Source organism: Sodalis sp. RH20 (genome assembly GCF_047324205.1).
Taxonomy (GTDB): Bacteria; Pseudomonadota; Gammaproteobacteria; order Enterobacterales; family Enterobacteriaceae; genus Acerihabitans.
The window spans coordinates 5856657-5880434 of sequence record NZ_CP178733.1 but is presented as its reverse complement, the minus strand read 5'-3'; the positions used below and the strand labels follow the sequence as shown (position 1 = coordinate 5880434).

General features: G+C 61.2%; 20 protein-coding genes. 4 read left to right on the top strand and 16 right to left on the bottom strand.

Annotated elements, in window-relative coordinates; translation table 11 throughout:
- Positions 1 to 8: 8 nt before the first annotated feature.
- The 4 genes from lplT to ACL2XM_RS26865 all read right to left on the bottom strand — a co-directional run bounded on the left by lplT (position 9) and on the right by ACL2XM_RS26865 (position 6767).
- A complete protein-coding gene (gene lplT, locus ACL2XM_RS26880; RefSeq protein WP_410013673.1) occupies positions 9 to 1214 on the bottom strand; it encodes a lysophospholipid transporter LplT in 1206 nt (401 codons plus the stop codon).
- Positions 1211 to 3367 (bottom strand): bifunctional acyl-ACP--phospholipid O-acyltransferase/long-chain-fatty-acid--ACP ligase, encoded by a 2157-nt coding sequence (gene aas / locus ACL2XM_RS26875; RefSeq protein WP_413732022.1) that lies wholly within the window; start codon positions 3365 to 3367, stop codon positions 1211 to 1213. The genes lplT and aas overlap by 4 nt, the downstream gene beginning before the upstream one ends.
- Positions 3368 to 3376: 9 nt before the next feature.
- Positions 3377 to 4096: a GNAT family N-acetyltransferase gene (locus ACL2XM_RS26870; protein WP_410013671.1), complete on the bottom strand. Its 720-nt coding sequence runs from the start codon at positions 4094 to 4096 to the stop codon at positions 3377 to 3379.
- A 409-nt stretch (positions 4097 to 4505) separates the two neighbouring features.
- Positions 4506 to 6767, bottom strand: a complete 2262-nt coding sequence (locus tag ACL2XM_RS26865; protein WP_413732020.1) for a molybdopterin-dependent oxidoreductase — start codon at positions 6765 to 6767, stop codon at positions 4506 to 4508.
- Between the two features lie 204 nt (positions 6768 to 6971).
- On the opposite strand from ACL2XM_RS26865, the gene galR reads away from it, so the two are divergent.
- Entirely contained in the window at positions 6972 to 7973 is a 1002-nt protein-coding gene (gene galR / locus ACL2XM_RS26860; protein ID WP_410013669.1) for an HTH-type transcriptional regulator GalR, read from the top strand.
- A gap of 15 nt (positions 7974 to 7988) precedes the next feature.
- On the opposite strand, the gene ACL2XM_RS26855 is transcribed toward galR, so the two are convergent.
- From ACL2XM_RS26855 to ACL2XM_RS26835, 5 genes are all read right to left on the bottom strand, one after another.
- Positions 7989 to 8453 (bottom strand): GNAT family N-acetyltransferase, encoded by a 465-nt coding sequence (locus tag ACL2XM_RS26855; protein WP_413721350.1) that lies wholly within the window; start codon positions 8451 to 8453, stop codon positions 7989 to 7991.
- Positions 8453 to 9208 (bottom strand): GntR family transcriptional regulator, encoded by a 756-nt coding sequence (locus ACL2XM_RS26850; RefSeq protein ID WP_413729515.1) that lies wholly within the window; start codon positions 9206 to 9208, stop codon positions 8453 to 8455. The genes ACL2XM_RS26855 and ACL2XM_RS26850 overlap by 1 nt, the downstream gene beginning before the upstream one ends.
- Positions 9209 to 9306: 98 nt before the next feature.
- Positions 9307 to 9624 carry a PTS sugar transporter subunit IIB gene (locus ACL2XM_RS26845; RefSeq protein ID WP_413721351.1) on the bottom strand — a complete coding sequence of 106 codons (318 nt, stop codon included), beginning with the start codon at positions 9622 to 9624 and terminating at the stop codon, positions 9307 to 9309.
- A gap of 11 nt (positions 9625 to 9635) precedes the next feature.
- Positions 9636 to 11072 carry a glycoside hydrolase family 1 protein gene (locus ACL2XM_RS26840; protein ID WP_413732019.1) on the bottom strand — a complete coding sequence of 479 codons (1437 nt, stop codon included), beginning with the start codon at positions 11070 to 11072 and terminating at the stop codon, positions 9636 to 9638.
- A gap of 8 nt (positions 11073 to 11080) precedes the next feature.
- A complete protein-coding gene (locus tag ACL2XM_RS26835; RefSeq protein WP_410013664.1) occupies positions 11081 to 12433 on the bottom strand; it encodes a PTS sugar transporter subunit IIC in 1353 nt (450 codons plus the stop codon).
- A gap of 195 nt (positions 12434 to 12628) precedes the next feature.
- Here ACL2XM_RS26835 and ACL2XM_RS26830 point away from each other — a divergent pair, with 195 nt between their 5' ends.
- Entirely contained in the window at positions 12629 to 12952 is a 324-nt protein-coding gene (locus tag ACL2XM_RS26830) for a PTS lactose/cellobiose transporter subunit IIA (RefSeq protein ID WP_413732017.1), read from the top strand.
- A 178-nt stretch (positions 12953 to 13130) separates the two neighbouring features.
- Positions 13131 to 13949: a formate/nitrite transporter family protein gene (locus ACL2XM_RS26825; RefSeq protein ID WP_413732016.1), complete on the top strand. Its 819-nt coding sequence runs from the start codon at positions 13131 to 13133 to the stop codon at positions 13947 to 13949.
- A gap of 47 nt (positions 13950 to 13996) precedes the next feature.
- On the opposite strand, the gene lysA is transcribed toward ACL2XM_RS26825, so the two are convergent.
- A complete protein-coding gene (gene lysA / locus ACL2XM_RS26820; RefSeq protein WP_410013661.1) occupies positions 13997 to 15259 on the bottom strand; it encodes a diaminopimelate decarboxylase in 1263 nt (420 codons plus the stop codon).
- 122 nt (positions 15260 to 15381) lie between these two features.
- Between lysA and ACL2XM_RS26815 the strand changes: the two genes are divergently transcribed.
- Positions 15382 to 16308, top strand: a complete 927-nt coding sequence (locus ACL2XM_RS26815; protein WP_413732015.1) for a LysR family transcriptional regulator — start codon at positions 15382 to 15384, stop codon at positions 16306 to 16308.
- 42 nt (positions 16309 to 16350) lie between these two features.
- Here the strand turns inward: ACL2XM_RS26815 and ACL2XM_RS26810 are convergent, their stop codons facing one another.
- The 6 genes from ACL2XM_RS26810 to ACL2XM_RS26785 all read right to left on the bottom strand — a co-directional run bounded on the left by ACL2XM_RS26810 (position 16351) and on the right by ACL2XM_RS26785 (position 23361).
- Positions 16351 to 17508 (bottom strand): MFS transporter, encoded by a 1158-nt coding sequence (locus tag ACL2XM_RS26810; protein WP_410013659.1) that lies wholly within the window; start codon positions 17506 to 17508, stop codon positions 16351 to 16353.
- A gap of 178 nt (positions 17509 to 17686) precedes the next feature.
- Positions 17687 to 18409 (bottom strand): tetratricopeptide repeat protein, encoded by a 723-nt coding sequence (locus tag ACL2XM_RS26805; protein WP_413721358.1) that lies wholly within the window; start codon positions 18407 to 18409, stop codon positions 17687 to 17689.
- A gap of 115 nt (positions 18410 to 18524) precedes the next feature.
- The gene (locus tag ACL2XM_RS26800) at positions 18525 to 19562 is read right to left on the bottom strand and encodes an NAD(P)H-quinone oxidoreductase (RefSeq protein ID WP_413721359.1); all 1038 of its coding nucleotides are present in this window, start codon (positions 19560 to 19562) and stop codon (positions 18525 to 18527) included.
- A 93-nt stretch (positions 19563 to 19655) separates the two neighbouring features.
- Complete coding sequence (locus tag ACL2XM_RS26795; protein WP_413732013.1) at positions 19656 to 20603, bottom strand: dihydrodipicolinate synthase family protein; 948 nt, start codon at positions 20601 to 20603, stop codon at positions 19656 to 19658.
- 66 nt (positions 20604 to 20669) lie between these two features.
- Positions 20670 to 21677, bottom strand: a complete 1008-nt coding sequence (locus ACL2XM_RS26790) for an ABC transporter ATP-binding protein (protein ID WP_413721361.1) — start codon at positions 21675 to 21677, stop codon at positions 20670 to 20672.
- Positions 21658 to 23361 carry an ABC transporter permease subunit gene (locus tag ACL2XM_RS26785; RefSeq protein ID WP_413721362.1) on the bottom strand — a complete coding sequence of 568 codons (1704 nt, stop codon included), beginning with the start codon at positions 23359 to 23361 and terminating at the stop codon, positions 21658 to 21660. Before ACL2XM_RS26785 ends, ACL2XM_RS26790 begins: the two co-directional genes overlap by 20 nt.
- Between the last annotated feature and the right edge of the window lie 417 nt (positions 23362 to 23778).

The following is a 23778-nucleotide window of genomic DNA, read 5'->3' as shown; positions in this document are numbered from 1 at the left end:
CCACGGCTTCAGCCGGCGGTTTTGCCGGCGCGGGTGGTCAGCCACAGCAAGGCAATCGCCAGCGCGAATACGACGCCGAAGCCCACCCCGATAATCACGGCCGGCACGCCAAGCCTGACCACCAGCGAATACAGCCCCAGCATCAGCAGCATGGCGATATTCTCGCCGAAATTCTGCACCGCGATGGCATTGCCCGCGCCTACGCTCTCCTTGCCGCGCTGTTGCAGCAGCGCATTTAACGGCACGATAAAAAAGCCGCCCAGGATACCGATCAGCGCCAGCAGCAGATACGACGGCAACAAATGATGTTGCAGGCAAAGCGCCACCACCACCACGCCCATCAGGATGCCCGCCGGCATGCAGCGCCGTACCGTCTCAAGCGTGACCAGCCTGGCCGCGGCGCCGGCGCCGAACACGATGCCCACCGCCACCATGGCGTTGAGGGTGGTCGGCGTGGCGTTATCGTTAATGCCCAGCGCCACCGGCACCCAGAGCACCAGCAGGAAACGCAGGGTCACCCCGGCGCCCCAGAACAGGCTGGTGCCGATCAGGGAAAAGCGGGTGTAGCCGTCGCGCCAGAGCAGGCGGCAGGCGGTGCCGAAATGGCCCGCCATGCGCGCCGGATGCCAGGAGCTGTCCTTGCGCGCCGCGGGCAGGCGCGGGATAAACAGATTGGCCGCCACCGCCACGCCATAGGTCAGGGCGCAGACCGCCAGCGCCGTGATCAGATGCCAGTCGGCCAGTACCCCGCCGGCCACGGAACCGGTCAGGATGGCGGCAATGGTCGAGGCTTCGATCAGGCCGTTGGCCTTGACCAATTGCCCGCCCTGGGTCAATTCGCCCAGAATGCCGTATTTGGCCGGCGAGTAAGCCGCCGCGCCAATCCCCACCAGGCAATAACCGATAAACGGATTAAAACCGAAACAGATAAGCAGCGCGCCGGCAAGCTTCAGGGAATTAGCCGCCATCATCACCCGGCCCTTGGCGAAATTGTCGGCGAATTGGCCGACAAAGGGCGCCAGCACGATATAGGCGGCGACAAACAACATTTGCAGCACCGGCTGGCTCCACGCCGGATATTGCTGTTCCTTGATCAATGCAATGGTGGCGAACAGCAGCGCATTATCGCCAAACGCGGAAAAAAACTGCGCGGACATGACCGCCAGCATCGGTCGGGATAATACGCCCGCCGGAGTGGTTACAGATGGGTTCATCCCTGTGGCTCCGTGGCTTCCGCCATTTTTTTCAAGGCTACATAATCGGGCTTGCCGCTGCCGAGCAACGGCAGCGCGTCGAGGTGGCGGATATCCCGCGGCACGTAGATTTCGGCAATACCGTCCTGCCGGGCCTGCTGGAACAGCTTCTCCCGCGTCAGCGCGGCATCGGTGGTAAACAGCACCAGGCCCTCGCCCTTGGCTTTATCGTTTTTGGCGGATGCGCCGTGCCGTGCGTCCGGCGATACCTTCAGGGCCAGTTGCTCGACGCTTTCCAGGGACACCATTTCGCCGGCCAGCTTGGCAAAGCGTTTTACCCGGCCCTGGATGGCGCAAAATCCCTGGGCGTCCAGGGTGACGATATCGCCGGTGTCGTACCAGCCCTCTTCGCGCACCCCCTGTTCGTTGTCGGCCGCCGGCGTTTCCAGGATGCCGGGATGTTCCACCCGCAGGTAGCCGCGCATGATATTGGGCCCGCGCAGCTGCAGCCGCCCGCCTTGTTCAATGCCCGGCACCGCGATGATCCGCGCCTGCATGCCCGGCAGGATCTGGCCGACGGTATGAGGCTTCGCCGCCAGCGGAACATTGATCGCCACCACCGGCGCGCATTCCGTGACGCCATACCCCTCCAGAATGCGGATGCCGAACTTTTCCTGCCACAGCAAGCGGGTGTTTTCGGACAATTTTTCCGCCCCGGCGACCACATAACGCACCCGGGCGAAATCATACTGGTGGGCCAGACGGCCGTACTGCGCCAGGAAGGTGGAGGTGCCGAACAGCACGGTACAGTTCTGGTCGTAAACCAGCTCGGGAATAATGCGATAATGCAGCGGGCTCGGATAAAGCAGCACCCGCGCCCCGGTGAGCAGCGGGGTCAGCAAACCGACGGTGAGGCCGAACGCATGGAACAGCGGCAGCGCCGACATAAATTTGTCACGCGGGGTGAAATCGGCCACCGTGCGGATTTGCTCGATATTGGCCAGGATGCCGTCATGGGAATGGACCACGCCTTTCGGCGTGCCTTCCGAGCCGGAGGTAAACAGCACCAGCGCGCTGTCGCCGGGCTGTTGCGCCACCTCGGCCCGGTCCGGGAACAGTAAATGCCCAAGGATCCACAGCTTATCCCGCAGCGTCACCTGATCTTTCAGATCCTCCAGATAGACCCAGCGCGCCCCGGTGACCTGTTCCGGCAGGCCGGCCAGCTTGGCTTTGTCCAGGAACTGGCGGGAAGTGACGATAGTATTGATGGTGGCGGCTTTAAGCGCGTTGTTGATGCCGCTGGCGCCGGAGGTATAGTTCAGCAACGCGGGAATGCGTCCGCGCAGACCGGCGCCGAGGATAACGGCGGCGGTAATGGTGGCGTTGGGCAGCAGCAGGCCGACATGCTCGCCGCGGGCGGTAAAACGTTCGAGAATCCGGCTGACGCCGAAGATTTTTTTCAATAATCCGCGATAGCTGTCCGGACTGAAGGCGATATCCTCGATGCAGGGCTTGCCGACGCCATAGCGCCGGGCCGCCGCCAGCAGCGCCTGATACAACGTCTGCCGGGGCCGGGAGGCCATGCGCGCCTCCATCATGATGCGATGCAGGTTCTCGCCGGCCAGCCGGCGGCGATCGCGCGCCCTGGGCGCCGCGGGCATCGGCAGGGACACCGGGGCCTGCAGATGAAGGGTGATTTTGGGAAACCAGTGGCGCTTGATGATGCCGCCCATGCGGCTGAACGGCGTCAGTTCCGGCCCATCCAGCCAGACCGGCACCACCGTTGCGCCCGAACGGGACGCAACGAACGCCGCCCCATCGTAGATTTTCATCAGCGACCCGGTGACCGAAATGCGCCCCTCGGGGAAGACCACAATCGGCCGGCCGCTGCCGACATACTTGATAAGCTGTTTAATGCTGAGCGGCTTGGTGGGGTCGAGCGGCAGGATATCCACATAACGTTTTACCACGCGCATATACCATACGTCGGTAATCGTGGAATAAATGGCGAATACCGGTTTTACCGGCAAAAACAGCGCCAGCAGAATACCGTCCATAAACGAGACATGATTCGGGGTAATCATGATCTTCGGCTGCTGCAATACCCGCGTATCGCCAATCAGTTCCACCCGATAAAGCAGCCGGAACAGCCGGCGCAACACAGAAAAAAGCATACCATCTCCTTATTGGTTTGCGGACCTGAAATCCGCCAGCGGCCGCTTTTGCCTGCCTTCGGCGCTAAAATTATCGCTATCCAGCCAGGCCCGCAACGCCCGGCCGACGGCCGGCCATTCGCTGTCGATAATGGAATACCAACAGGTATCGCGATTGTGTCCTTTGGCCACCACCGCCTGGCGGAAGGTGCCCTCGTACTGAAACCCCAGCCGGCGGGCCGCCTGGTTGGAAGGCTGGTTCAGGCTATGGCATTTCCATTCGCAGCGCCGGTAACCCAGGGTGTCAAAGCTATAGCTTAGCAGCAGGCTGATGGCTTCGGTGCCGCAGGGCGATCGTTTCATCAGCGGCGACCAGTTAACCCAGCCGATTTCCAGCACGCCGTTGGCCGGGTCGATGCGCATCAGCGCCACCGAGCCCGCCGCCAGCCCGGTAGCCTGGTCGATGACCGCGTAAAACAGCGGATCGCCGCTGGCCGCATTGGCGGCGATCAGGGCATCGCACGCGGCGGGGGTCGCCGGCCGGCGGCGGGAAAAGTAGGTCCAGTCGCGTTCGTCGGCGATACTGTGCCAGGCGCTGAACAGCGCCGGGCTATGGGTTAACGCCAGCGGCTCCAGGCGACAAAAACGCCCGGCCAGGGTAATTTTTTGCGGCAGCGGACGGGACTGCCAGTCCGCAAGCCGGGCGCCGATAGGCTGGCCGTATTCATTTACCAACGTTGCCTGTTGCATAATCTGGTCCTTTTGCCTGGTAACCGGTGAAGAGAAAAAAAAGCGGCGCACAAAAGGTATTACAACCTAAAAGCGGTCATACATAAAGTCCGGGATAACAATAGCGTGCGGCGGGAACTGAAAAGCGCGGGCAAAAAAAAACCTACGCATCCGCGTAGGTTGGTGCAACTGAAATGGTTTCAACATACAGAGTATGCTGATTTCTCACCAATCAATACCTCTGGGAGTACCTACTCTATAGTCCGTCACCCGATTACACTACCGCATAATCGCAAGATTACCGCTCGAAATGAAACCAACTGTAAAATTTACCCCATCATTGATTCCATTCGGCCAGGTTATCGCCCGGACCGTCTAAAACAATGCGGTCGCGGCTGGTCACGGCCGGCGGCGGCGACGGCGTTCAGCCTTACCGCCTGCGCACTTCCACCAGGCAACCCATGGCGTTGGGGCCCTGGGTCAGCGGCGAGGTGCCGATATCCAGCGTCAGCGCATTGGGATTGCCGGACTGTTCAATACCGGCCTCATCGCCCTGCCGCCCCGGCGAAAACCAGGAGCCGGTGGCCATGAGGATAACGCCGGGCGCCACCCCGTCGTTATGCCTGGCGCCCGCCAGGATCCGGCCGCGCTGGTTATACACCTCCACTATTTCGCCGTCCTGGATGCCGCGGCGGCGGGCATCATCGGGATGAATATGGAGCGTCTCCTTGCCGGCGGTTTTATTTCCCTGGGCCAGGGGCGCGGGATCAAGCTGGCTATGCAGCCGATCTTTAGGCTGCAGGCTAATCAAATGCAGCGGATAGGTTGCGGCCAGCGCGCTGCCCAGCCATTCCGCCGGCGGCTGCCATTGCGGATGCGGGGCGAAATCGGCATAACCAAAACCGGCGATGGCGGCGCTGAACAGCTCGATGCGCCCGCTCGGCGTTTTCAGCGGATGCGCGAGCGGGTCGCGGCGAAAATCCCCCAGCAAGATAAAATCCTGCGCGGGCGCGGGCACCTTGATATGGCCTTCCCGCCAGAACTGCGCGAACGCCGGCCACGCATGGCCGGCGCGGGCGTGGGACTCGGCGCTTTGGCGGTAGAGATGCTCTATCCAGTCCTGTTCGTCCCGTCCGCCGGTAAATGCCGCGCGATAGCCCAGGCGATCGGCCAGATCGGCGAAGATATCCATATCGTTACGCGCCTGGTGCCGCGGCTCCACGGCCTTATGCATCGCCAGCACGTAACTGTCGCGCGAAGACCCGCCGATATCGTTGCGCTCAAGGGAGGTGGTCGCCGGCAGGACGATATCGGCAAGCTTCGCCGCCGGCGTCCACCAGATATCCTGCACAACCACGGTATCGGGTTTGCTCCAGCCCGCCAGCAGGCGGTTAAGCTGCTGGTGGTGATGGAAGGGATTGCCGCCCGCCCAGTGGATCATATGGATATCCGGATAGCGCCGGTCCTCGCCCTGAAAGGTGTAATGTCCGCCGGGATTGAGCAGCATATCGGCGATGCGCGCCACGGGAATGGTCAGGCCGGCGGCGGCGTTCGGCCCCAGCGGCAGGGTCGGCGCCTGGGCGTCCAGGCGCGGATTGCCCACGCCGTTCATCGAACCGTGGCCGAAGGCAAAACCGCCCCCCGGCAGGCCAACCTGCCCCAGCATGGCGGACAGGGCAATCACCATCCAATAGGGTTGTTCGCCCCGGTGCGCCCGCTGGACGGCGTAAGAACAGGTCATGAAACTGCGCACGCCGATAAGCTGGCGCGCCAGGCGTGCAATGCGCGCCTCGGGTATGCCGGTAATGGCGCTGGCCCAGGCCGGCGTTTTGCCGATGCCGTCATCCTGCCCGCGCAGATAGCCGGCCAGCTGTTGATATCCGACGCAATAGCGGGCCAGAAAGGCGTCATCCTGCGCGCCGAGGCGCTGGATTTCATAGGCCAGCGCCAGCATCAGCGCCACGTCGGTGTTCGGGCGGATGGGGATCCACTCCGCCTGGAGGAACGCCGGGCAATCATCACGGGTCGGACTGATGTTGATCACCGGCGTGCCTTTAGCCGCCAGTTGCTTCAGCCAGGGTTTCAGCGTGTGCTCGGCCGCGCCTCCCGACGAAACCTGGGCATTCTTCAGCGCCAGGCCGCCAAAGGCGATAAACAGCCGGCAGTGCGCAATCACGCTGGGCCAGGCGGTGACGCGCCCGGTTAACGGACTGAAGGTGCCGATGACATGCGGCAGGAAAAACTGCGCGGCGCCCCAGCTGTAGTTGCCCGCCTGGTCTACCGCCCCGCCGCCGGCAAAATAAAAGCGCCTGACCAGCGAGCGGGCATGATGGACACGGCCGGCGGAAGACCAGCCGTAGGAGCCGGTAAAAATGCCGGACGCGCCGTAGCGATCGCGCACCCGCCGGTTCTCATCGGCAATCAGGTCCAGCGCCACATCCCAGCTGACATCGACAAAGGCTTCCCGGCCGCGCAGCGCGCCGTCGCTGCGCTCCCTTTTTTGCAGCCAGGAGCGGCGCACCGCCGGCTGGCGGATCCGCTGGTCCGAGTATAGCATCGGCGCGATGGAGTCCAGCAGCGGCGACGGGTCCGGATCGCCGGCGAAGGGCTCGCAGCCGATTAACCTGCCGTCCTCGACCACTGCGGTAAACGCCCCCCAATGGGCCAGATGGGGGAAACGTGAAATAGCCATGCTGTTGGTGTCTTGTTCAGGAATTGAAACATAAAACTAACATTAATCGCCCCCCCGCCACAAAGCAGAAAATCAGTCGCGGCGATAATTTTCATTTATACCGCAGCGATCACCAAAGCTGTGCGCCAACGCCTTGCATCGGCGGGCTTTTTCCGTAAAACTTAATAATGTAAACGATTACCCTATTGAGAGCTTGTAAGCGATATGGCCACCATAAAGGATGTAGCTAAACTGGCGGGTGTATCAGTCGCCACAGTCTCGCGCGTTATCAATAATTCACCGAAGGCCAGCGACAATTCCCGCCAGGCGGTGCTTGGCGCCATGGAAGAGCTGCAATATCATCCCAACGCCAATGCCCGGGCGCTGGCGCAGCAATCCACCGAAACGGTGGGGCTTATCGTCTCGGACGTATCCGATCCTTTTTTCGGCGCCATGGTCAAGGCGGTGGAGCAGGTAGCCTATCGCACCGGTAACTTTCTGCTGATTGGCAACGGCTACCATATCCTGGAGCAGGAACGGCAGGCCATCGAGCAGTTGATCCGCCACCGCTGCGCTGCGCTGGTGGTTCATGCGCAGATGATCCCCGAAGAGGAGCTTAACGCCCTGATGGCGCATATTCCGGGCATGGTGCTGATTAACCGTATTCTGCCGGCCTATGCCAGCCGCTGCGTGGCCCTCGACGACCGTTATGGCGCCTGGCTGGCCACCCGCCACCTGATTCAGCAGGGCCACCGGCGCATTGCGTTTATCTGTTCAAGCCATCCCATTTCCGACAGCACCGATCGATTGCAGGGCTATCTGGATGCGCTGAAGGATCATGATATCGAGGTGGATGAGAAGCTTATCGCCTACGGCGAACCCGACGAGGTGGGCGGCGAGCAGGCCATTACCAGCCTGCTGGGGCGCGGGCGTAATTTTACCGCCATCGCCTGTTACAACGATTCCATGGCCGCCGGCGCGCTGGCGGTCCTCAGCGATAACGGTATCGACGTGCCGGAGCAAATCTCGCTGGTCGGCTTTGACGATGTGCTGATTTCACGTTACCTGCGACCGCGCCTGACCACTATCCGCTATCCGGTGGTGGCGATGGCCACCCAGGCGGCGCAGCTGGCGCTGGCGCTGGCGAACGGGGACCCGCTGCCGGAGGTGACCAATACCTTCAGCCCGACCCTGGTAAGGCGTCACTCGGTCGCGCCGCCGCCTTAAGCGGCGACCGCGGATTTACCGCGCGTCCGCGCGCAGCTGATAGAGATGCACCGGCATATCGGGATATTCGATCCCGTCGCCGATATAGTCCCAGCCGTGGCGTTCATAATAGCCGGTAAAGGTGGCATACAAATACAGGGAACCGAAACCGGCCCGGCGGCTGAAATCCTGCACAAACGCCTGCAGTTGCCGTCCCAGGCCCCGCCCCCGGTATGCTTCATCGACATACAGCGCCGCCAGCCAGGGGGTGAGGTCCTGGCGGCTCAACAGATCGCTGCGCCACAGGCCCACGGTGCCCACCGGGCGGCCGTCGTCAAGGGCGATAAAGGTGATCGGCAGGCCGTCCCGGCGCATGCCATTGTCGACGATGGCGGCATAGAACCCCCGGCCGGCGCCGTGGCCGAAAGCGCGCCATAACCAGTCGGTCACCTGTTCTTTATGCCGGGCATGGTCCGCCAGCGGGGCAATCACCACCGGCATCAGACCAGTTTTCCCTGGAAAATGGGCACCGATTCAAACAAAAAGCCGTCGAATTCCGGCGCATCGGCATCGGAAATTTCCATCAGGGTGTTTTTGACGCTTTCCATATGCTGCCACATGCACTGGTAGGAGGCCATCACGTCGCGCCGGCGCAGGGCCACCAGGATATTCTGATGATCCGCCAGCCAGCGCAGCCGCAGGGACCGTGTATCAATATGGCTGTAGAGCTGCTGCCACAACGCGCTGGATTCCTGCCGCAGCCAGATGGATTTTACCGTTTCCAGCAGCATCTGGTTTTGCGTGGCGCCGGCAATCAGCTCGTGAAACAGCTTATCGTTGTTCTCGCTGCGCTCGTTGGTAATGATATCGCGCTGCTCCTGCTCCAGCGTCCGGCGCAGGTTTTCAATGTCCATTTTGGTGGCCATTTTGGCGGCGAACGCGGCGATATTGCTCTCCAGAAGCTGGCGGGCCTGCAGCAGTTCAAACGGCCCCACCTCGCTTTCAAGGTAATGGGTTCCCTCGGTGTCCGCGCCCGGAATGCGTATCACATATACGCCGGATCCCTGGCGGATATCCACCACCCCCTCCAGCTCCAGCATCAGCAGGGCCTCGCGGATAATGGTGCGGCTGACGCCGTAGGTTTCCGCAATATTACGCTCCGGGGGCAAACGCGTACCGATCGGGTAATGACCTGACTGGATCTTCTGCCGCAGATCCCGGCCAATTTCCTGATACTGTTTTTTTTCCTGCAACATCACACCTTCTTCCCCTCGCCCGTTAACGCGTAGCCTGAAACACGATATGCCCGCGACAGGACGGCAGGCTTGCTTCCTGCCGTTTGCCGGCGCGCGGGCTAGTGTAACAAACCCAGGGCCTGATCGAGTACTTTCGCGCCGTTTAAAGTGCCATAGGCCACCGAATCGATTACCGCGATGGGGATCTGGTATTCATCGGTCAGCTTTTTGTTTTCCGCCAGCTTAAAACGCACCTGCGGCCCCAGCAACACGACCAGGATATCGTTGCCGAACGTTTGCAGCTCATCGCGCAGGTTTTGTTCGGGGATGGCGTAAATCTTGTATTCCAGGGAGCGGCTGGCCGCTTCCTTTTCCATTTTGGTCACCACCAGCGAGGTGGACATGCCCGCGGAACAGGCCAGGACGATACGTTTCATAGGTATTCCTCTTATTTATCTTCGTCATCGAGCGTTAACGCCAGGGTGCGGGTAGCGCTTAAGCGGGCGAACCAGGCGGCGGATTTTTTCGGCTGCCGGCGCAACTGTTGCTGCAGGTCGATTTCAATCAGACCATAGCGGTTTTTAAACGCGTTCATCGGCGAAACATTATCGGTAAACGCCCAGAGCATATAACCCAGGCAGCGCGCGCCCTCCTCCCGGGCTTTTAACGCCCAGTACAGATGTTCGGCGATAAAGTCGATGCGGTAATCATCCTGGATCACGCCGGCGGGGTCTTTAAAGCGTTCCTCATGTTCAACGCCCATGCCGTTTTCGGCGATAAACCAGGGCATATCCGGATAATCGCGGTTCATCCGCTGCGCCATGTCATAGACAATCCGGGGATGGATTTCCCAGCCGCGCGAGGGATTCATCCGCCGTCCCGGCAGCTCGAACGGCTCATAATAATATGCCGGATGGAACGGGGTATTGTCATTCCACTGGCGGCTGGGGGCCTTGACCCGATGGGGATAATAAAGATTAATCCCCACCTCATGCACCGGATAACGGCGGATAATATCCAGTTCCTGCGCGTCGTACTGCCACTCGACCCCATGGCGGCGCAGCAGTTCCATTAACTCCGGTGGATAGACGCCCAGCAGCAGCGGATCGAGGAATACCCGGTTATAAAACAGATCGTAGAGATGCGCCGCCCGCTGGTCATGGGGAGCGCTGGAACGGGCATAGGTCACCTCCGGATTAAGGATAACCCCGAGCGATCCGCCGCCGCGCCGGTAGCCTTGTTCTTCAAACAACTGTACCAGCCGGGCGGTGGCGAGGATTTTATGATGGTTCCACTGCATCCATTTATGGGTATTCTGTTCATAGGGATAACGCAGGGCATCCAGGTAAACCCGGGTCTGCACCACGATCGGCTCGTTAAAGGAAAACCAGCGCTTCACCTTGCCGGCATAACGCGCGAACACTTTTTCCGCGTAACGGACAAACAGTTCCACCACCCGCTTCGACTGCCAGCCGCCATAGTGTTCCAACAGGCAGGCCGGCAGTTCGTAATGCTCCAGGCAGATCATCGGCTCAATACCCTGCCTGATCATCACATCAAGAAAATTATCGATATAGGCCGCATAGTCTTCATCGACAATCACCTGCTCGTGATCCACCAGGAAACGCGACCAGTTGATCGAGGTGCGGTAATGCGTCAGCCCGGCCTGCTTCATCAGCGCCACGTCTTCGGCGTAGCGATGGATAAAATCGGTGGCCACCGCCGGACCATAGCCGTTATGCCAGACGTGGCGGTCCTGCTGGTACCACAGGTCGAGATAAGAATCCTGGCCCGGCTTCTTGCCGCTCCAGCCCTCGGTTTGCCAGGCGGACGCCGCGGCGCCCAGGATAAAATCCGCCGGGATGGCGATGCTAACCTTGCTCATGTCCGTCCTCACGATGACTTAAGGGTTTGCGCGCGGGATGCTTCGCTCATTTCCGCCGCCAGCTGCGCCTGGTCCGCGCGGCGCGACGCCACCTGGACAAAAGGCAGATAGATCAGGAACGACACCACGATGCAGCACAGCTGCGTAATCACCGCGCCCATCGATCCGGCGGTGGACAGCCAGGCGTTAATCAGCGGCGGCGTGGTCCAGGGCACCATCACCACCGCCTTGTCGGCAAAACCCAGGCTGGTGGCGAAATAGCCGATGGTGCCGGTGACCAGCGGCGTAATAATAAAAGGAATGGCCAGGATCGGATTAAGCATGATCGGCATGCCGAAGATCACCGGTTCGTTAATATTAAACACCGAGGGGCCAAGGGATAATTTAGCGATTTCTTTCATCTCCTTGCGCTTGGACGTAAACAATACCGCCATTAATAAACCGATGGTCAGGCCGGAACCGCCGATGCTCATATACACATCCCAAAACGGCATGGTAATGATATTGGGAATATCCTTGCCCTGTTCAAACGCGGTCATATTGACGGTAATGGCGCCGAGCAATAAAGGTTCGCGAATCGGCTTAATCATTTGGTTGCCGTGAATGCCGATGACCCAGAACATCTGGGCGACGAACATCAGCACCAGGATGCCCGGCAGGCTTTGCACCACCGATTCCAGCGGCTGCTGTACCACCTTATATACCGCATCGTACAGATACATGCCGGTCACGCGCTGGAAGACGAACCCAAAGGTCGCCAGCAGCAGCACGGTGATAATGGCCGGGATCAGGGCGGTAAAAGACGCGGACACATTGGGCGGCACGGTATCCGGCATCTTGATGCGGAATTTATCCACCTTTTCCAGGCGCGAATAAACCTCCACCGATAAAATCGCCATAAACATGCCGAGGAACAGGCTCTTGGTATCCGAAAACTGCCGCGCCAGCACGTCCTTGACCACCATCATCTGGTCGCCGACCATTAACTGCAGCGTGGTCGGCGTGACGGCGATAAAACAAATTACCGCCAGCAGCCCGGGAAATAAGGTGCGTGACCCATTAAGCCGGCCCAGCTCGATACCGATTAGGAATACCGCGCCGATGGTTAAAAAATTCAGGGTGGCGTAGTTAATACTGCTCATAATAGGCTTGAGCGTCGCCAGCGGCGCGAAGAAACTAAAACTGGCGAGGCCGTTAACCGGATCGAGCACCATATTGGAGATCAACACCGAAAACGCGCCGACAATGATGACCGGCATTAAGGTAATAAATGCCGCCTTGATCGCCATAATATAGCGAAAGCTATTAAATTTAGTGGCAAACGATCCCAGAGAATCGATCATACGATCCTTAAATGACATGACACCACCTCATCATCAGTGAGTTAAGCCTATTGATATGCACGTTTGCCGGTAGCCGGCAGGTTTTATTGTGGGTTTGGCATACCAAAAACTAGCGTAACTGAATTTATTTTCTGTGATCATGCTCTCACAAGCCAACATTGGAATTCCAATATGATGAAATTACCAAATTTGGTATACCAATAGAGGTGGCGAATGGAAGATTTTGAACAAACCGTAATGGAATTGCTGATTAACGCCGGCGAAGCCCGTTCCGAGAGCATGAGCGCCATCCAGTCGGCGCGGGAACGCAACTGGGACGAGGCGCGGGAGAGGATGGACGCGGCGCGCCAGGCCTCGCGCCGCGCCCACGCCATCCAGACGCGGCTTATCGGGCTGGATGAGGGGACGGGCAAGGTGCCGGTCAATTTAATCATGGTCCACGCGCAGGATCATTTGATGACCGCCATGCTGTGCCAGGATCTGGCGCAGGAATTTATCCTGATGCGCCGCGAGCTGGCGGACCTGGCCGCGCGCTGATCCGCACGGGCCTTAAGCCGCGCCGGCGGCGAATGGCCGGCGCGGCCTGAAGCCCGCGGCCATGTCGGTGCAGAACGGTGTTTTAATTTTTAACACTCTTTTAGCGGCCAACCGTTGGCTTCGCTGCGGGGGGAGGATATGATGCGAATCACCACTTTCTTTTAACATATAAACTACCATGTCGTTTCATTCTCCTAAAGAAGTCGCAGCAATCGCTGTGCAAACGGGCGCCACCAAAAGCCGCGCGCCGCTCCCCTATTTACTGGTGCTCGGCTGTCTGGCCGGTGCGTATATCGCGATAGGTTTTATGCTGGATATCCATGTGACCGCCAGCCTGCCCGCCGACTGGGGGTCGTTCGGCGTCTTTTTAGGGGCGGCGGTGTTCCCGGTGGGGCTGGTGCTGACGCTTATCGCCGGAGGAGAACTCCTGACCGGCAATATGATGACGCTGCCTATTGCCTGGCTGGCGCGGCAAATCTCTTTTATGTCGCTGATGCGCAACTGGTTCTGGATTACCGTCGCCAACTTCGCCGGCAGCATTTTGATTGCGTGGTTTTTCGGCCACGTGCTCGGCCTGACCGAAGGCGCGTTCCTGGCCAAAACCGCGGCCACCGCCCAGGCAAAGATTTCCGCCGATTTCCTGCACGCCTTTATTTCCGGCATCGGCTGCAACTGGCTGGTGAGCCTGGCGGTATGGCTGGCATACAGCGGCAAGGATGTGGCCAGTAAGATCCTGGGTATCTGGTTTCCGATCATGGCGTTTGTCGATCTCGGCTTCCAGCACGTGGTGGCCAATATGTTCGTGATTCCGGCGGCGATTTTTGCCGGGCAGGCGACCTGGGCGCAGTACTGGGGCAACTTCCCCGGCGTGTTCCTGGGCAACGCCGCCGGCGGCGCCATCTTTGTCGCGCTGGTCTATTATATTGCCTATCGCCCCATGGCGTCCGACACCGCGGCCGCGGCGCCGTTGCCGGCGGCCGGGCGCAGCAAAGCCTGAGTTCCCGGGTACCGCCGCGCCGCCGGCGAAGACCCCGCCGTTTTGGGTTACAAGCGTTCCAGCGCCAGCAGCTCGTCCAGCGTCTGGCGGCGGCGGATCAGGCGCGGGCGGCCCTGCGTGAACAAGACTTCGGGCAGCAGCGGGCGGGTATTGTAATTGGACGACATTGAGGCGCCGTAGGCGCCGGTATCATGGAACACCAGGTAATCCCCCACCCGGGCGGCGGGCAATGGCCGCGGCTCGATGCCGCCGCCGGCCAGCTGGGTAAACACATCCCCCGATTCGCACAGCGGGCCGCCCACCACCGTCGCTATTTCCGCCCGGCCGTCCGGCTCGCCGCCGTCGGCCGGGATCAGCGAAATATGGTGATAGCTGCCGTACATCGCCGGGCGCATCAGATCGTTGAAACCGGCGTCCACCAGCACGAAATGGCGACTGCCCATCTCCTTGACCGCCTGCACCTGCGCCACCAGCGCGCCGGATTCCGCCACCAGGAAACGCCCCGGCTCGATTTCCAGCGTCACCGGATGGCCCAGATGGTCGCTGATTTCACGGCGCGCGGCATCCCACAGGCCAAAGTAATGCCCGGTGTTGATCGCCTCCTCGCCAAACCGGTACGGCACCGACAGCCCGCCGCCGGCGGAAATGGCGTGGACATCCTGGCCGGAGGCGATAACTTCCCGCACCATCGCCGCGCAGACCTGGCGCAAATGGTCATAATCTACGCCAGATCCGATATGCATATGCAGGCCGACGAGCTTTAAGCCGTAGCGCCGGATTTGCGCGATGGCCAGCGGCAGGTCGGCATACCAGATCCCGTGCTTGCTGTTTTCGCCGCCGGTATTGGTTTTCTGGCTATGGCCGTGGCCGAAGCCGGGGTTAATGCGCAGCCATACCGCATGCCCGGGCGAATGCCGCCCCAGTTGTTCCAGCATATCCACCGAACCGGCGTTGACCGGGATGGCGAGCTCCACCACCCGCTGCAGGGTCGGGCGGTCAAAGACATCGGCGGTGAACACCATATCAGCCGGCTGTTGTCCCGGGCGGTAGCCCGCCGCCAGCGCCCGCTCGATTTCACCCAGGGACACGGCATCGACCTTTACCCCCTGCTCGCGCATCAGGCTCAGGATATGGATGTTGGAGCAGGCCTTCTGGGCAAAACGAATGACGTCGAACTGCCGCAGCTGGCGGATGCGCTCGCTAATCACTTCGGCTTCATAGGCCCACACCGGGCCGCCGTATTGCCGGGCCAGTTGCCGCAAATTGACCGCGTTAAGCGCGCTTTGGGTGTGAAAAAGGTTATGTGGCATGGGGTTCCCGTCGGTGTTACCGCTTTGAGCCTATTTTTATCTATTACTGGCTATCGATAAAATATCTATTTTAGCGTCAGCTATTCACCTATGATATGGGTTTAGGGGCCGGGAGCGGTATTATGGCGGCAATTTCGTTGCGACATATCGATATCTTTCACGCGGTGATGACCACCGGCAATCTTACCGAGGCGGCGGCGCTGCTCCATACCTCGCAGCCCACGGTCAGCCGGGAGCTGGCGCGCTTCGAGCATTTGCTGCGCATGACGCTGTTCGAGCGGATTAAAGGCCGGCTGAAACCCACCGGCGAAGGGTTGCGCCTATTTGAAGAGGTGCAGCGCTCCTATTACGGGCTGGATCGCATTGTCAGCGCCGCCCAGGCCATTCGCGAGTTCCGCCAGGCGCAGCTGTCGGTGGCCTGCCTGCCGGTGTTTTCCCAATCGCTGCTGCCGCTGGTATGCCGGGATTTTTTCGACCGTCATCCGGCGGTCAGCCTGAGCGTGGTGCCGCAGGAGTCGCCGCTGCTGGAGGAATGGCTCTCCGCCCAGCGCCACGATATCGGCCTGACGGAAAATACCTTTACCCCCGCGGGCACCGGGCGCGAGACCCTGATGACCCTTAACGAGGTGTGCGTGCTGCCCGCCGGCCACCAGTTGACCCGGCGGGAGCGCCTGACCCCGCGGGATTTTCACCGTCTGCCGTATATCAGCCTGTCGGCCACCGACAGCTACCGCCAGCTGCTGGATCGGCTGTTCAGCCAGGAAGGCGTGGAGCGCGGCATGGTGGTGGAGACCCATAGCGCCGCGTCGGTGTGCGCGATGGTACGCGCCGGGGTCGGCATTTCCATTGTCAATCCGCTGACCGCGCTGGATTACGCCGCCGGCGGCGTGGTATTACGCCCCTTCAGTCATCAGGTGCCGTTCACGGTCAGCCTGATCCGGCCGCTGCACCGTCCGGCATCGGCCCTGGTCAGCCATTTTATCGATTACCTGCATACGTTTGCCGCCGCCGTTCCCGCCCGGCTGGACGCCGCGCTGGCACAGTCGTAACCCGGTCCCCGTTCATTCGCCGGGGGGCCGCCGCCGGCCACGTTATGCGGCCACCGGCCGGCCGGGAGAACGAGCGAAGGTCAGCAGGCACACCAGCAGCCCGCACAGCGCCATCGCCGCCGCGGCCAGCGGCACCGCGGTCAGTCCCAGGCCGGTGGCGATCACCTTGCCGCCGGCCCAGGCGCCAAACGCATTGCCGATATTGAACGCGGAGATATTCAGCGTCGATACCAGGTTGGGCGCGTCGTCGCCGTGCGCCACCACGTTAATCTGCAGCGCCGGGATGGTGCTGAAGGTGGCCAGCGCCCAAAAGAACAGGGTGATTTCCGCCGGCAGCAGCGCGCGGCTGGTCCAGTAAAACATCACCGAGAACACCGCGATCAGGGCAAAACTCAGTATCAGGCTGAAGGAGACCCGCCAGTCGGCCAGACGGCCGCCAATCAGGTTGCCCAGCGTTAAACCCGCACCGATTAAAAACAGCGTCCAGCTGACCCCCCGATCGCTGACTCCGGTCACCTGCAGCAACAGCGGCGCAATATAGCTGAACAGCGTAAACATGGCGGCGGCGAAACACACCGTCATCAGCAGCGACAGTAGCAGGCGGCCATTGCGCAGCGCGGCGAATTCCCGGGCCAGGTCGGCGGGCGCCGCATCGCGCTGCGGCGGCAGGCTGGCCAGCAGGGCGACAAATCCCACGATGCCCAGGAGCGAGACGCCCCAGAACGTCGCGCGCCAGCCGTACAGCTGCCCAAGCCAGGTGCCGGCGGGCACCCCCAGCACATTGGCAAGCGTCAAACCGGTAAACATCAGCGCCACCGCCGACGCCCGCCGGTGCGGCGGCACCAGCCCGGCGGCCACCACCGCGCCGATGCCAAAAAAGGCGCCGTGGCTCAGCGCCGTGATCACCCTGGCCAGCATCAGCAGACCGTAATCGTAGGACCAGGCGCACAGGGCATTGCCGATAATAAATATCACCATCAGCAGCGCCAGGCAGGTTTTGCGTGGCAGCCGGGCGGTCAGCATCGCCATGATGGGCGCACCCGCCGCCACGCCGATGGCGTAACCGCTGATAAGCCAGCCGGCGTCCGGCAGCGATACCGCCAGGCTTTCCGCCACTTGCGGCAACAGGCCCATAATGACGAATTCAGTCGTCCCGATGGCGAACGCGCTCAGCGCCAGGGCCAGAAGAGCAACAGGCATAACAGACTCCTATACATCATCCCGCCCGCGGGCCGGAAAGGTTATGTAGCGATAATGAGGACGGTACGGTAGGGAAAAGAGGGGCGCGGCCAAAGGGCCGTAATGTTATTGCCGGGCTAATCGTTATAATATTGTTAAAATAACACGCGCCGCGGCCGGCGCCAATACCGCTGTGTGCTCAGTAGAGCGAGACCCGCTGAAAATCGCCGTCCGCCCGCACGTTCATGCCGAACCCGCAGTCGCCCGAGACGGTCTCCAGGTGCGCCGCATTAGCCGTAAAGGTCATGTTGACCTGACAGGATGACCCGTCTGCCTGCGCGTCCTGGCGATAAACGCCATGGCCGCCGTCAAGTGATTGCACCACCGAAAACTCGCCCATATTCGGGCCGTAGTACATCCCCATCACCGGCATATAAAAGCCGTTAAAGCTGATTTTCCACGCCTCGCCCTCGGGCTGTACCGAAACGGTGCTCCATACCCCTTTACCGGCGTAGCGCCAGTAGGTGCCCATGGGGGTGGCGGCCAGTGCCGGGCGCAGGCGGTCAAGCACCGGCTGGATCAGCGCCAGGTTGGTGCGGGTTTTGTCGTCATCCGGCGCCAGGGAAAGCCACGCCGCGGCCTTTAACGGCTCGCCGGCGTGGATCAGCGCCAGCGCCACGTTGTTATAGGCGGTCGCGATGGCCGCGGCGGGCAAACGGCAAAATTCACTCCAGGCGGCCTGGGCGGTAAACTCATCCGCCGCGCGCGCCATATGGCCCTGCTGATAAGCCGTATTGCCCGCCTGGGCATAGTCGTCAAGGCGCGCGCAATCGGTTTTGATCTGTTCGTCTTTTGGCGTCGCATAGCTCAACGCGCTATACAATCCCAGGGCGAACGCCCCGGTTTTCAGTATCCTGTCCATCCCCTGCCCATATCGCTGCCGCCCCGTATCTCCCGCGATAATGAAGCGCCGGCGGCGATAAGTAAAGATGAAGCCGGCAAGGTGAATCCCGCCGGGCGAAAAAAACGGCCGCCGGTCAGCCGTTGCCGTCCAGTAAATCCGCATAGGCGTCGGTTACCAGCATGATTTTACCGATATGGGTGCTCCCTTCCATCAGCGCATGGGCCTCGGCGGCCTGGCGCAACGGAAAAGCCCGTTCGATCAGCGGCCGGATCTTACCCGCCGCCAGCAGCGGCCAAACCTGCTGCTGCAAGTCGGCGGCAATGGCGGCCTTGTCCGCCACCGGACGCGGCCGCAGCGTCGAGCCGGTATGGATCAGGCGCTTGGCCAGCATCTTCATCAGATTGAGCTCTTTTGCCGGGCCATCCTGTACGCCGATTTGCACAATGCGCCCGTCCATCGCCGCCGCCGCATAGTTACGCGCCACATAGTCGCCGGCAATCAGATCGACAATCACATCCGCGCCATGCCCGCCGGTCAGTCGTTCCGTCTGTGCGACAAAATCCTCGGTACGGTAGTTAATGGCATGATCGGCGCCCAGCTTGCGCGCCGCCGCGCATTTCTCTTCGGAGCCGACGGTGGTCAGCACCGTGGCGCCAAAGGCCTTCGCCAGCATAATGGCGACGGTGCCGATACCGGAGGTGCCGCCGTGCACCAGCAGGATCTCCCCTGCTTTCAGCTTACCGCGCTGGAAAACGTTAACCCAGACGGTGAAAAAGGTCTCCGGCAGCGCCGCGGCCTCCAGCAGCGACAGGCCCTGCGGCACCGGCAGCGCGTTGCTTTCATGCACCACGCAATATTCGGCGTAACCGCCGCCGGCCACCAGGCCGCACACCTCGTCGCCAACGGCAAAACGCCCGGCGCCGTCGCCCAGCGCCGCCACGACCCCCGCGAACTCAAGCCCCGGCAGCTCGGAGGCGCCCGCGGGCGGCGGATAACTGCCTTTACGCTGCAACACGTCGGGACGGTTAACGCCCGCCGCGGCAACCTTGACCAGCAGGTAGCCGGGACCGGGACGGGGTACCGGCAGCTCGGCCGCAATCAGTTGTTCGGGGCCGCCGGGTTGTTTAATCCTGACGGCTTGCATGGTGGCGGGAACGGTGGATAAAGTCATAGCTAGCGTCCTGTAACAAAGTCTTCAATCCCGGGTCGGGATAAAGAATTAACGATCCGATGCAAGATAGCCTAGCCTATTTTGCGCCGCGGCTCAGCTATCCGCCGTGCTATGTTCGCGTAATCGCGTTTCAAGTCGTGCGATTAACTGCCCCAGTTCGCGCATATCGTCACCGTCCAGCACCGGGCCGGGTTGCCGCACCGCCGCACTGCGGATCACCCCCCGGCGGCGCAGTGTTTCCTTGCGCAGCGCCAGGCCGATGCCGTACTGGAATTCGTGGCGCAGCAGCGGCAGATAGACATCAAATACATCCTCGGCCTGCTCGGCCCTGCCTGCCTGGAACAGCGCGCAGACCCGCACCAGCATTTCCGGATAGGCGAATCCGGTCATCGCCCCGTCCGCGCCGCGCCGCATTTCCTGCGGTAAAAACAGACCGCCGTTGCCGGCCAGGATACTGATGCGCCGCAGGCCGCGCGCCGCGCTTTGCCCCCGTACCTGGCTCAGCTTGCGCAATCCCGGCAAATCTTCATGTTTCAGCATCACCAACTGCGGCAGCGCCTCAATCAAGCGAAGGATAACCGCCACCGACGTATGCACGCCGGTGGACTGGGGAAAATCCTGCAGGCAGATGGGCACATCGCCCCCCAGCAATCCCGCCACCGTCAAATAATATTGGCTTATTTGATCGTCGGTTTTAAGATTGGCCACCGGCGCCAGCATCACGCCGGCGGCGCCCAGCTCCATGGCGGTATGGCTTAGCCGCTGTACGTGACGGTGGGACGCGTGGCTGACGCCGACCACCACCGGCACCCGCCCATTGACACGCGTCAGCACCCGGCGCATAAACAGCAGCGATTCGTCGTCCGTCAGCTTGGGCGCCTCCCCCATCATGCCGAGAATGGTGATACCGCTGACGCCCTGCTGCAAATAAAAATCGGTCAGGCGATCGGCGCTGTCCAAATCCAGCCCGCCGTCATCGGTAAAGGGGGTGGCTGAAATGATATAGACGCCGCGCGCCTGTTCATTGAGTTTATCGGTCATATCTACCCTACCTTGCTGAATAAAATGTGTCTCGTCCGCCAGGACGCGGCGGCGGAGGGCGGTCCCTCAGGCACGCGGGTCCTGGTGAAATACCATGGCGTCCCCCGGCTGGAACCCCCAGTCGACGATGTGACCGGGCGTACGCTCAAGGGTTGGGATATCCGGCGGCGCATAGGCGATAATGGTTTGTCCCAGCGAGGCGATAAACAGCTTCCAGTGCATGCCGCAAAAGGTCGCCGCCTGAATTTCGCCCCGGTGGCGCACCGCCGCCCGGCGGCCCGGGTCGCCCACCAGCAGATGTTCCGGGCGGATGCCAAGTCGGGCGCCGCCGTCCTGTTGGATAAAATTACATTCCCCCAGAAATCCGGCGACAAAAGGACTGCCCGGCCGGCGGTACAAGGTTTCCGGCGCGCCGGACTCCACAATGCCGCCGTTTTCCATGATCACGATGGTATCGGAGAGATTCATCGCCTCCTCCTGATCGTGGGTGACAAACACCACGGTCAGGCCCAGTTCCCGGTGCAGTTGTTTAATCTGCAGCTGTATGGTCTGGCGCAGGTTTTTATCCAGCGCCCCCAGCGGCTCATCCATCAGCAGGATATCCGGATTGAATACCAGCGCCCGCGCCAGCGCGGTGCGCTGCTGCTGGCCGCCGGACAGTTCCCCCGGCATGCGCGCGCGGTACTCGTCAAGGCTGACCAGCGCCAGGGCCTCCGCCACCTTGCGTTCTATATCCGCTTTGGCCATGCGCCGCATGCGCAGCGGAAAGGCGACATTTTCAAACACCGACATATGCGGAAACAGCGCGTAGTTCTGGAATACCATGCCGATATTGCGATCGGCAATCGGCGTGCTGCTGACATTTTTTCCGGCGATGTGCACGCTGCCGCGATCCGGCATTTCAAACCCGGCGATAATTTTCAGTAAGGTGGTCTTGCCGGAGCCTGAGGCGCCCAGTAAGGTGCAAAACTCGCCGCGCCGCACCGCAAGGTCCACGTTCGGCAGGGCAATGACGCCACCGTAGGTTTTGCGGATCCCCTTGAGTGCGACGTCTTTACCTTGTAGCTGTTGCATGCTTTTCTCCATGGCGACCGAACAGGCTGTGGGCGATTAAAATCAGCGCGGTGGCGGCGATCAGCACGCAGGACGCGGAAATGACCGTCGGGTCGAAGTCAAATGACAAGCCCTCATACATCAGTTTTGGCAGCGTGCGGTTGCGCAGGGTTGTCAGGAACAGCGCCATCACCACATCGTCGAACGAGGTAATAAACGCAAACACCGCCCCGCCGATGATGCCCGGCAGCAGGGCCGGCAGCATCACCCGCCGGAACATCCGCGGCCAACTCGCGCCCAGGCTGAGCGCCGCCAGCTCCAGGTTGGGATCAAAGCTTTGCAGCGCCGCGCGCAGGGTAATATAGACATAGGGGGTGGCCAGCACCGTATGGCCGATAACCAGCGCCACCGAGTTACTGATCAAGCCGCGCGGACCACACAGATAATACAGCGCCACGGCGGTGATAATCGCCGGCACCGACATCGGGATAATAAACAACGTTTCCAGCAAGCCTTTACGGCCCGGGCGCATCTTATAGACGCCCAGCGCGGCGGCGGCCCCCAGCGCCATCGAGGCGGCGGTGACCATCGCGCCGACCTTGACGCTTTGCCATAGCGCGGCCATCCATTTGGGATCCTGGAAGAAATTGCGATACCAGCGGACGCCGTATTCCGGCGGCGGAAAGGTCGGAAAGCTGCCGGTGCCGAAGCTCATCGGGATCACCACCAGGATCGGCAACAGCAGGAACGCCGCGCACAATACGCCCGCCAGCGCGCCGATACGTCCGCCGCCCGTCCGCCGGGCGCTGCTCATCTGGCTGCCCTTGCCCGCCTGGCCGCTCATGAGTTTATCCAGTCCGAACAGGCGATTGAACAGCCACAGCGCGAACAGCGTGGTCACCAGCAATACTCCCGCCAGCGCGGCGGCGATGCCCCAGTTCAGCTCATCGCTGATATTGTGCGAGATAAGCTCGGCAATCATGCGCTGCGCCGGGCCGCCCATCAGCGAAGGCGTGATGTAGTACCCCACCGCGTTCATAAACACGATAATGGCTCCCGCCACCATGCCGGGGCGCGTCAGCGGCAAAATCACCCGGGTGAATATGCCGATAGAATCGGCGCCCATGCCTTGGGCCGCCAGGATAAGCGAGTTATCCAGCGCCCGGAACGAAGCGTACAGCGGTAATACCACGAACGGCATCAGTACATGGGTCATGCCGATCAGCACACCGGTAAAGTTATAGAGAAAGGCGATCGGATGATCGATAAGGCTGGTGGTGATAAGCAGCGTATTCAGCGGCCCGTTTTGCTGCAACAGCGCGATCCAGGCCGATGTGCGCACCAGCGCGCTGGACCAGAATGGCAGCAGCACGGCAAAAAACAGCAGTTTCGACAGCGCCGGCCTGACCGATGCCATCAGGTAAGCCAGCGGATAACTCATGATCACGCAGCTGCCGGTCACCACGGTGGCGATGACAAAGGTGTTTTGCAGCACGATGCGGTAGATCGGCACCTGCAGCAGGCGCAGATAATTATCCGCCGACAGCGCGCCCTGGCTGTACAAGCCCTGTTTAAGCAGGCCCAGAATCGGCCAGATAAAAAACAGCGCCAGGAAAACCAGCAGCGGCAGGGCCAGCAGGCACAGGCGGGAAAAACGCCGCGTCTCCTTGTCCCGGCCTGCCGCGCTCAGTGTTATGGTCGACATAGATTCTCCATGGGGCCGAACTTGCGCAGACCGCCGCCAGCCTGGGGCTGACTGCGGTTTTGACGATAAGCGTCGGCCGCGTTGATCCATGATAGGAATGATGTTTTCACTTTGCCTCCGCAGCTTGCACGCAACCTTGACCGCGCCGGCGCATGCTTGCCGGGGAAGGCCTCGTCCGGCATTCTTTTTGCATACTTCTGGTATACCAAGAGTAACGCTGAAATCTTATGCAAGAAGCAGACCCGAAATGCAGCGTCGGAAAAATTTCATTCTTCCCCGGCCCCGTCGGCGCGCGCAGAGCGAACATCGCCCCGCATATCATGGCGGTACGGGTATTTCTAAGCTGCATAGATATCGGTACAGACGGGGCCTGCGCCAGCCGGCGGCGTTCGTTTATGGGGCATCAGGCCCCAGGCG

Coding starts and splice junctions, on each gene's coding strand:
- ACL2XM_RS26795 (WP_413732013.1), bottom strand. CDS start 20,603: ATGACCGATAAACTCAATGAACAGGCGCGCGGCGTCTATATCATTTCA.
- ACL2XM_RS26855 (WP_413721350.1), bottom strand. CDS start 8,453: ATGCCGGTGGTGATTGCCCCGCTGGCGGACCATGCCCGGCATAAAGAA.
- aas (WP_413732022.1), bottom strand. CDS start 3,367: ATGCTTTTTTCTGTGTTGCGCCGGCTGTTCCGGCTGCTTTATCGGGTG.
- ACL2XM_RS26870 (WP_410013671.1), bottom strand. CDS start 4,096: ATGCAACAGGCAACGTTGGTAAATGAATACGGCCAGCCTATCGGCGCC.
- ACL2XM_RS26840 (WP_413732019.1), bottom strand. CDS start 11,072: ATGAGCAAGGTTAGCATCGCCATCCCGGCGGATTTTATCCTGGGCGCC.
- ACL2XM_RS26800 (WP_413721359.1), bottom strand. CDS start 19,562: ATGACTTTATCCACCGTTCCCGCCACCATGCAAGCCGTCAGGATTAAA.
- ACL2XM_RS26835 (WP_410013664.1), bottom strand. CDS start 12,433: ATGTCATTTAAGGATCGTATGATCGATTCTCTGGGATCGTTTGCCACT.
- lplT (WP_410013673.1), bottom strand. CDS start 1,214: ATGAACCCATCTGTAACCACTCCGGCGGGCGTATTATCCCGACCGATG.
- lysA (WP_410013661.1), bottom strand. CDS start 15,259: ATGCCACATAACCTTTTTCACACCCAAAGCGCGCTTAACGCGGTCAAT.
- ACL2XM_RS26790 (WP_413721361.1), bottom strand. CDS start 21,677: ATGCAACAGCTACAAGGTAAAGACGTCGCACTCAAGGGGATCCGCAAA.
- ACL2XM_RS26865 (WP_413732020.1), bottom strand. CDS start 6,767: ATGGCTATTTCACGTTTCCCCCATCTGGCCCATTGGGGGGCGTTTACC.
- ACL2XM_RS26785 (WP_413721362.1), bottom strand. CDS start 23,361: ATGTCGACCATAACACTGAGCGCGGCAGGCCGGGACAAGGAGACGCGG.
- ACL2XM_RS26845 (WP_413721351.1), bottom strand. CDS start 9,624: ATGAAACGTATCGTCCTGGCCTGTTCCGCGGGCATGTCCACCTCGCTG.
- ACL2XM_RS26825 (WP_413732016.1), top strand. CDS start 13,131: ATGTCGTTTCATTCTCCTAAAGAAGTCGCAGCAATCGCTGTGCAAACG.
- ACL2XM_RS26830 (WP_413732017.1), top strand. CDS start 12,629: ATGGAAGATTTTGAACAAACCGTAATGGAATTGCTGATTAACGCCGGC.
- ACL2XM_RS26810 (WP_410013659.1), bottom strand. CDS start 17,508: ATGCCTGTTGCTCTTCTGGCCCTGGCGCTGAGCGCGTTCGCCATCGGG.
- ACL2XM_RS26850 (WP_413729515.1), bottom strand. CDS start 9,208: ATGTTGCAGGAAAAAAAACAGTATCAGGAAATTGGCCGGGATCTGCGG.
- ACL2XM_RS26805 (WP_413721358.1), bottom strand. CDS start 18,409: ATGGACAGGATACTGAAAACCGGGGCGTTCGCCCTGGGATTGTATAGC.
- ACL2XM_RS26815 (WP_413732015.1), top strand. CDS start 15,382: ATGGCGGCAATTTCGTTGCGACATATCGATATCTTTCACGCGGTGATG.
- galR (WP_410013669.1), top strand. CDS start 6,972: ATGGCCACCATAAAGGATGTAGCTAAACTGGCGGGTGTATCAGTCGCC.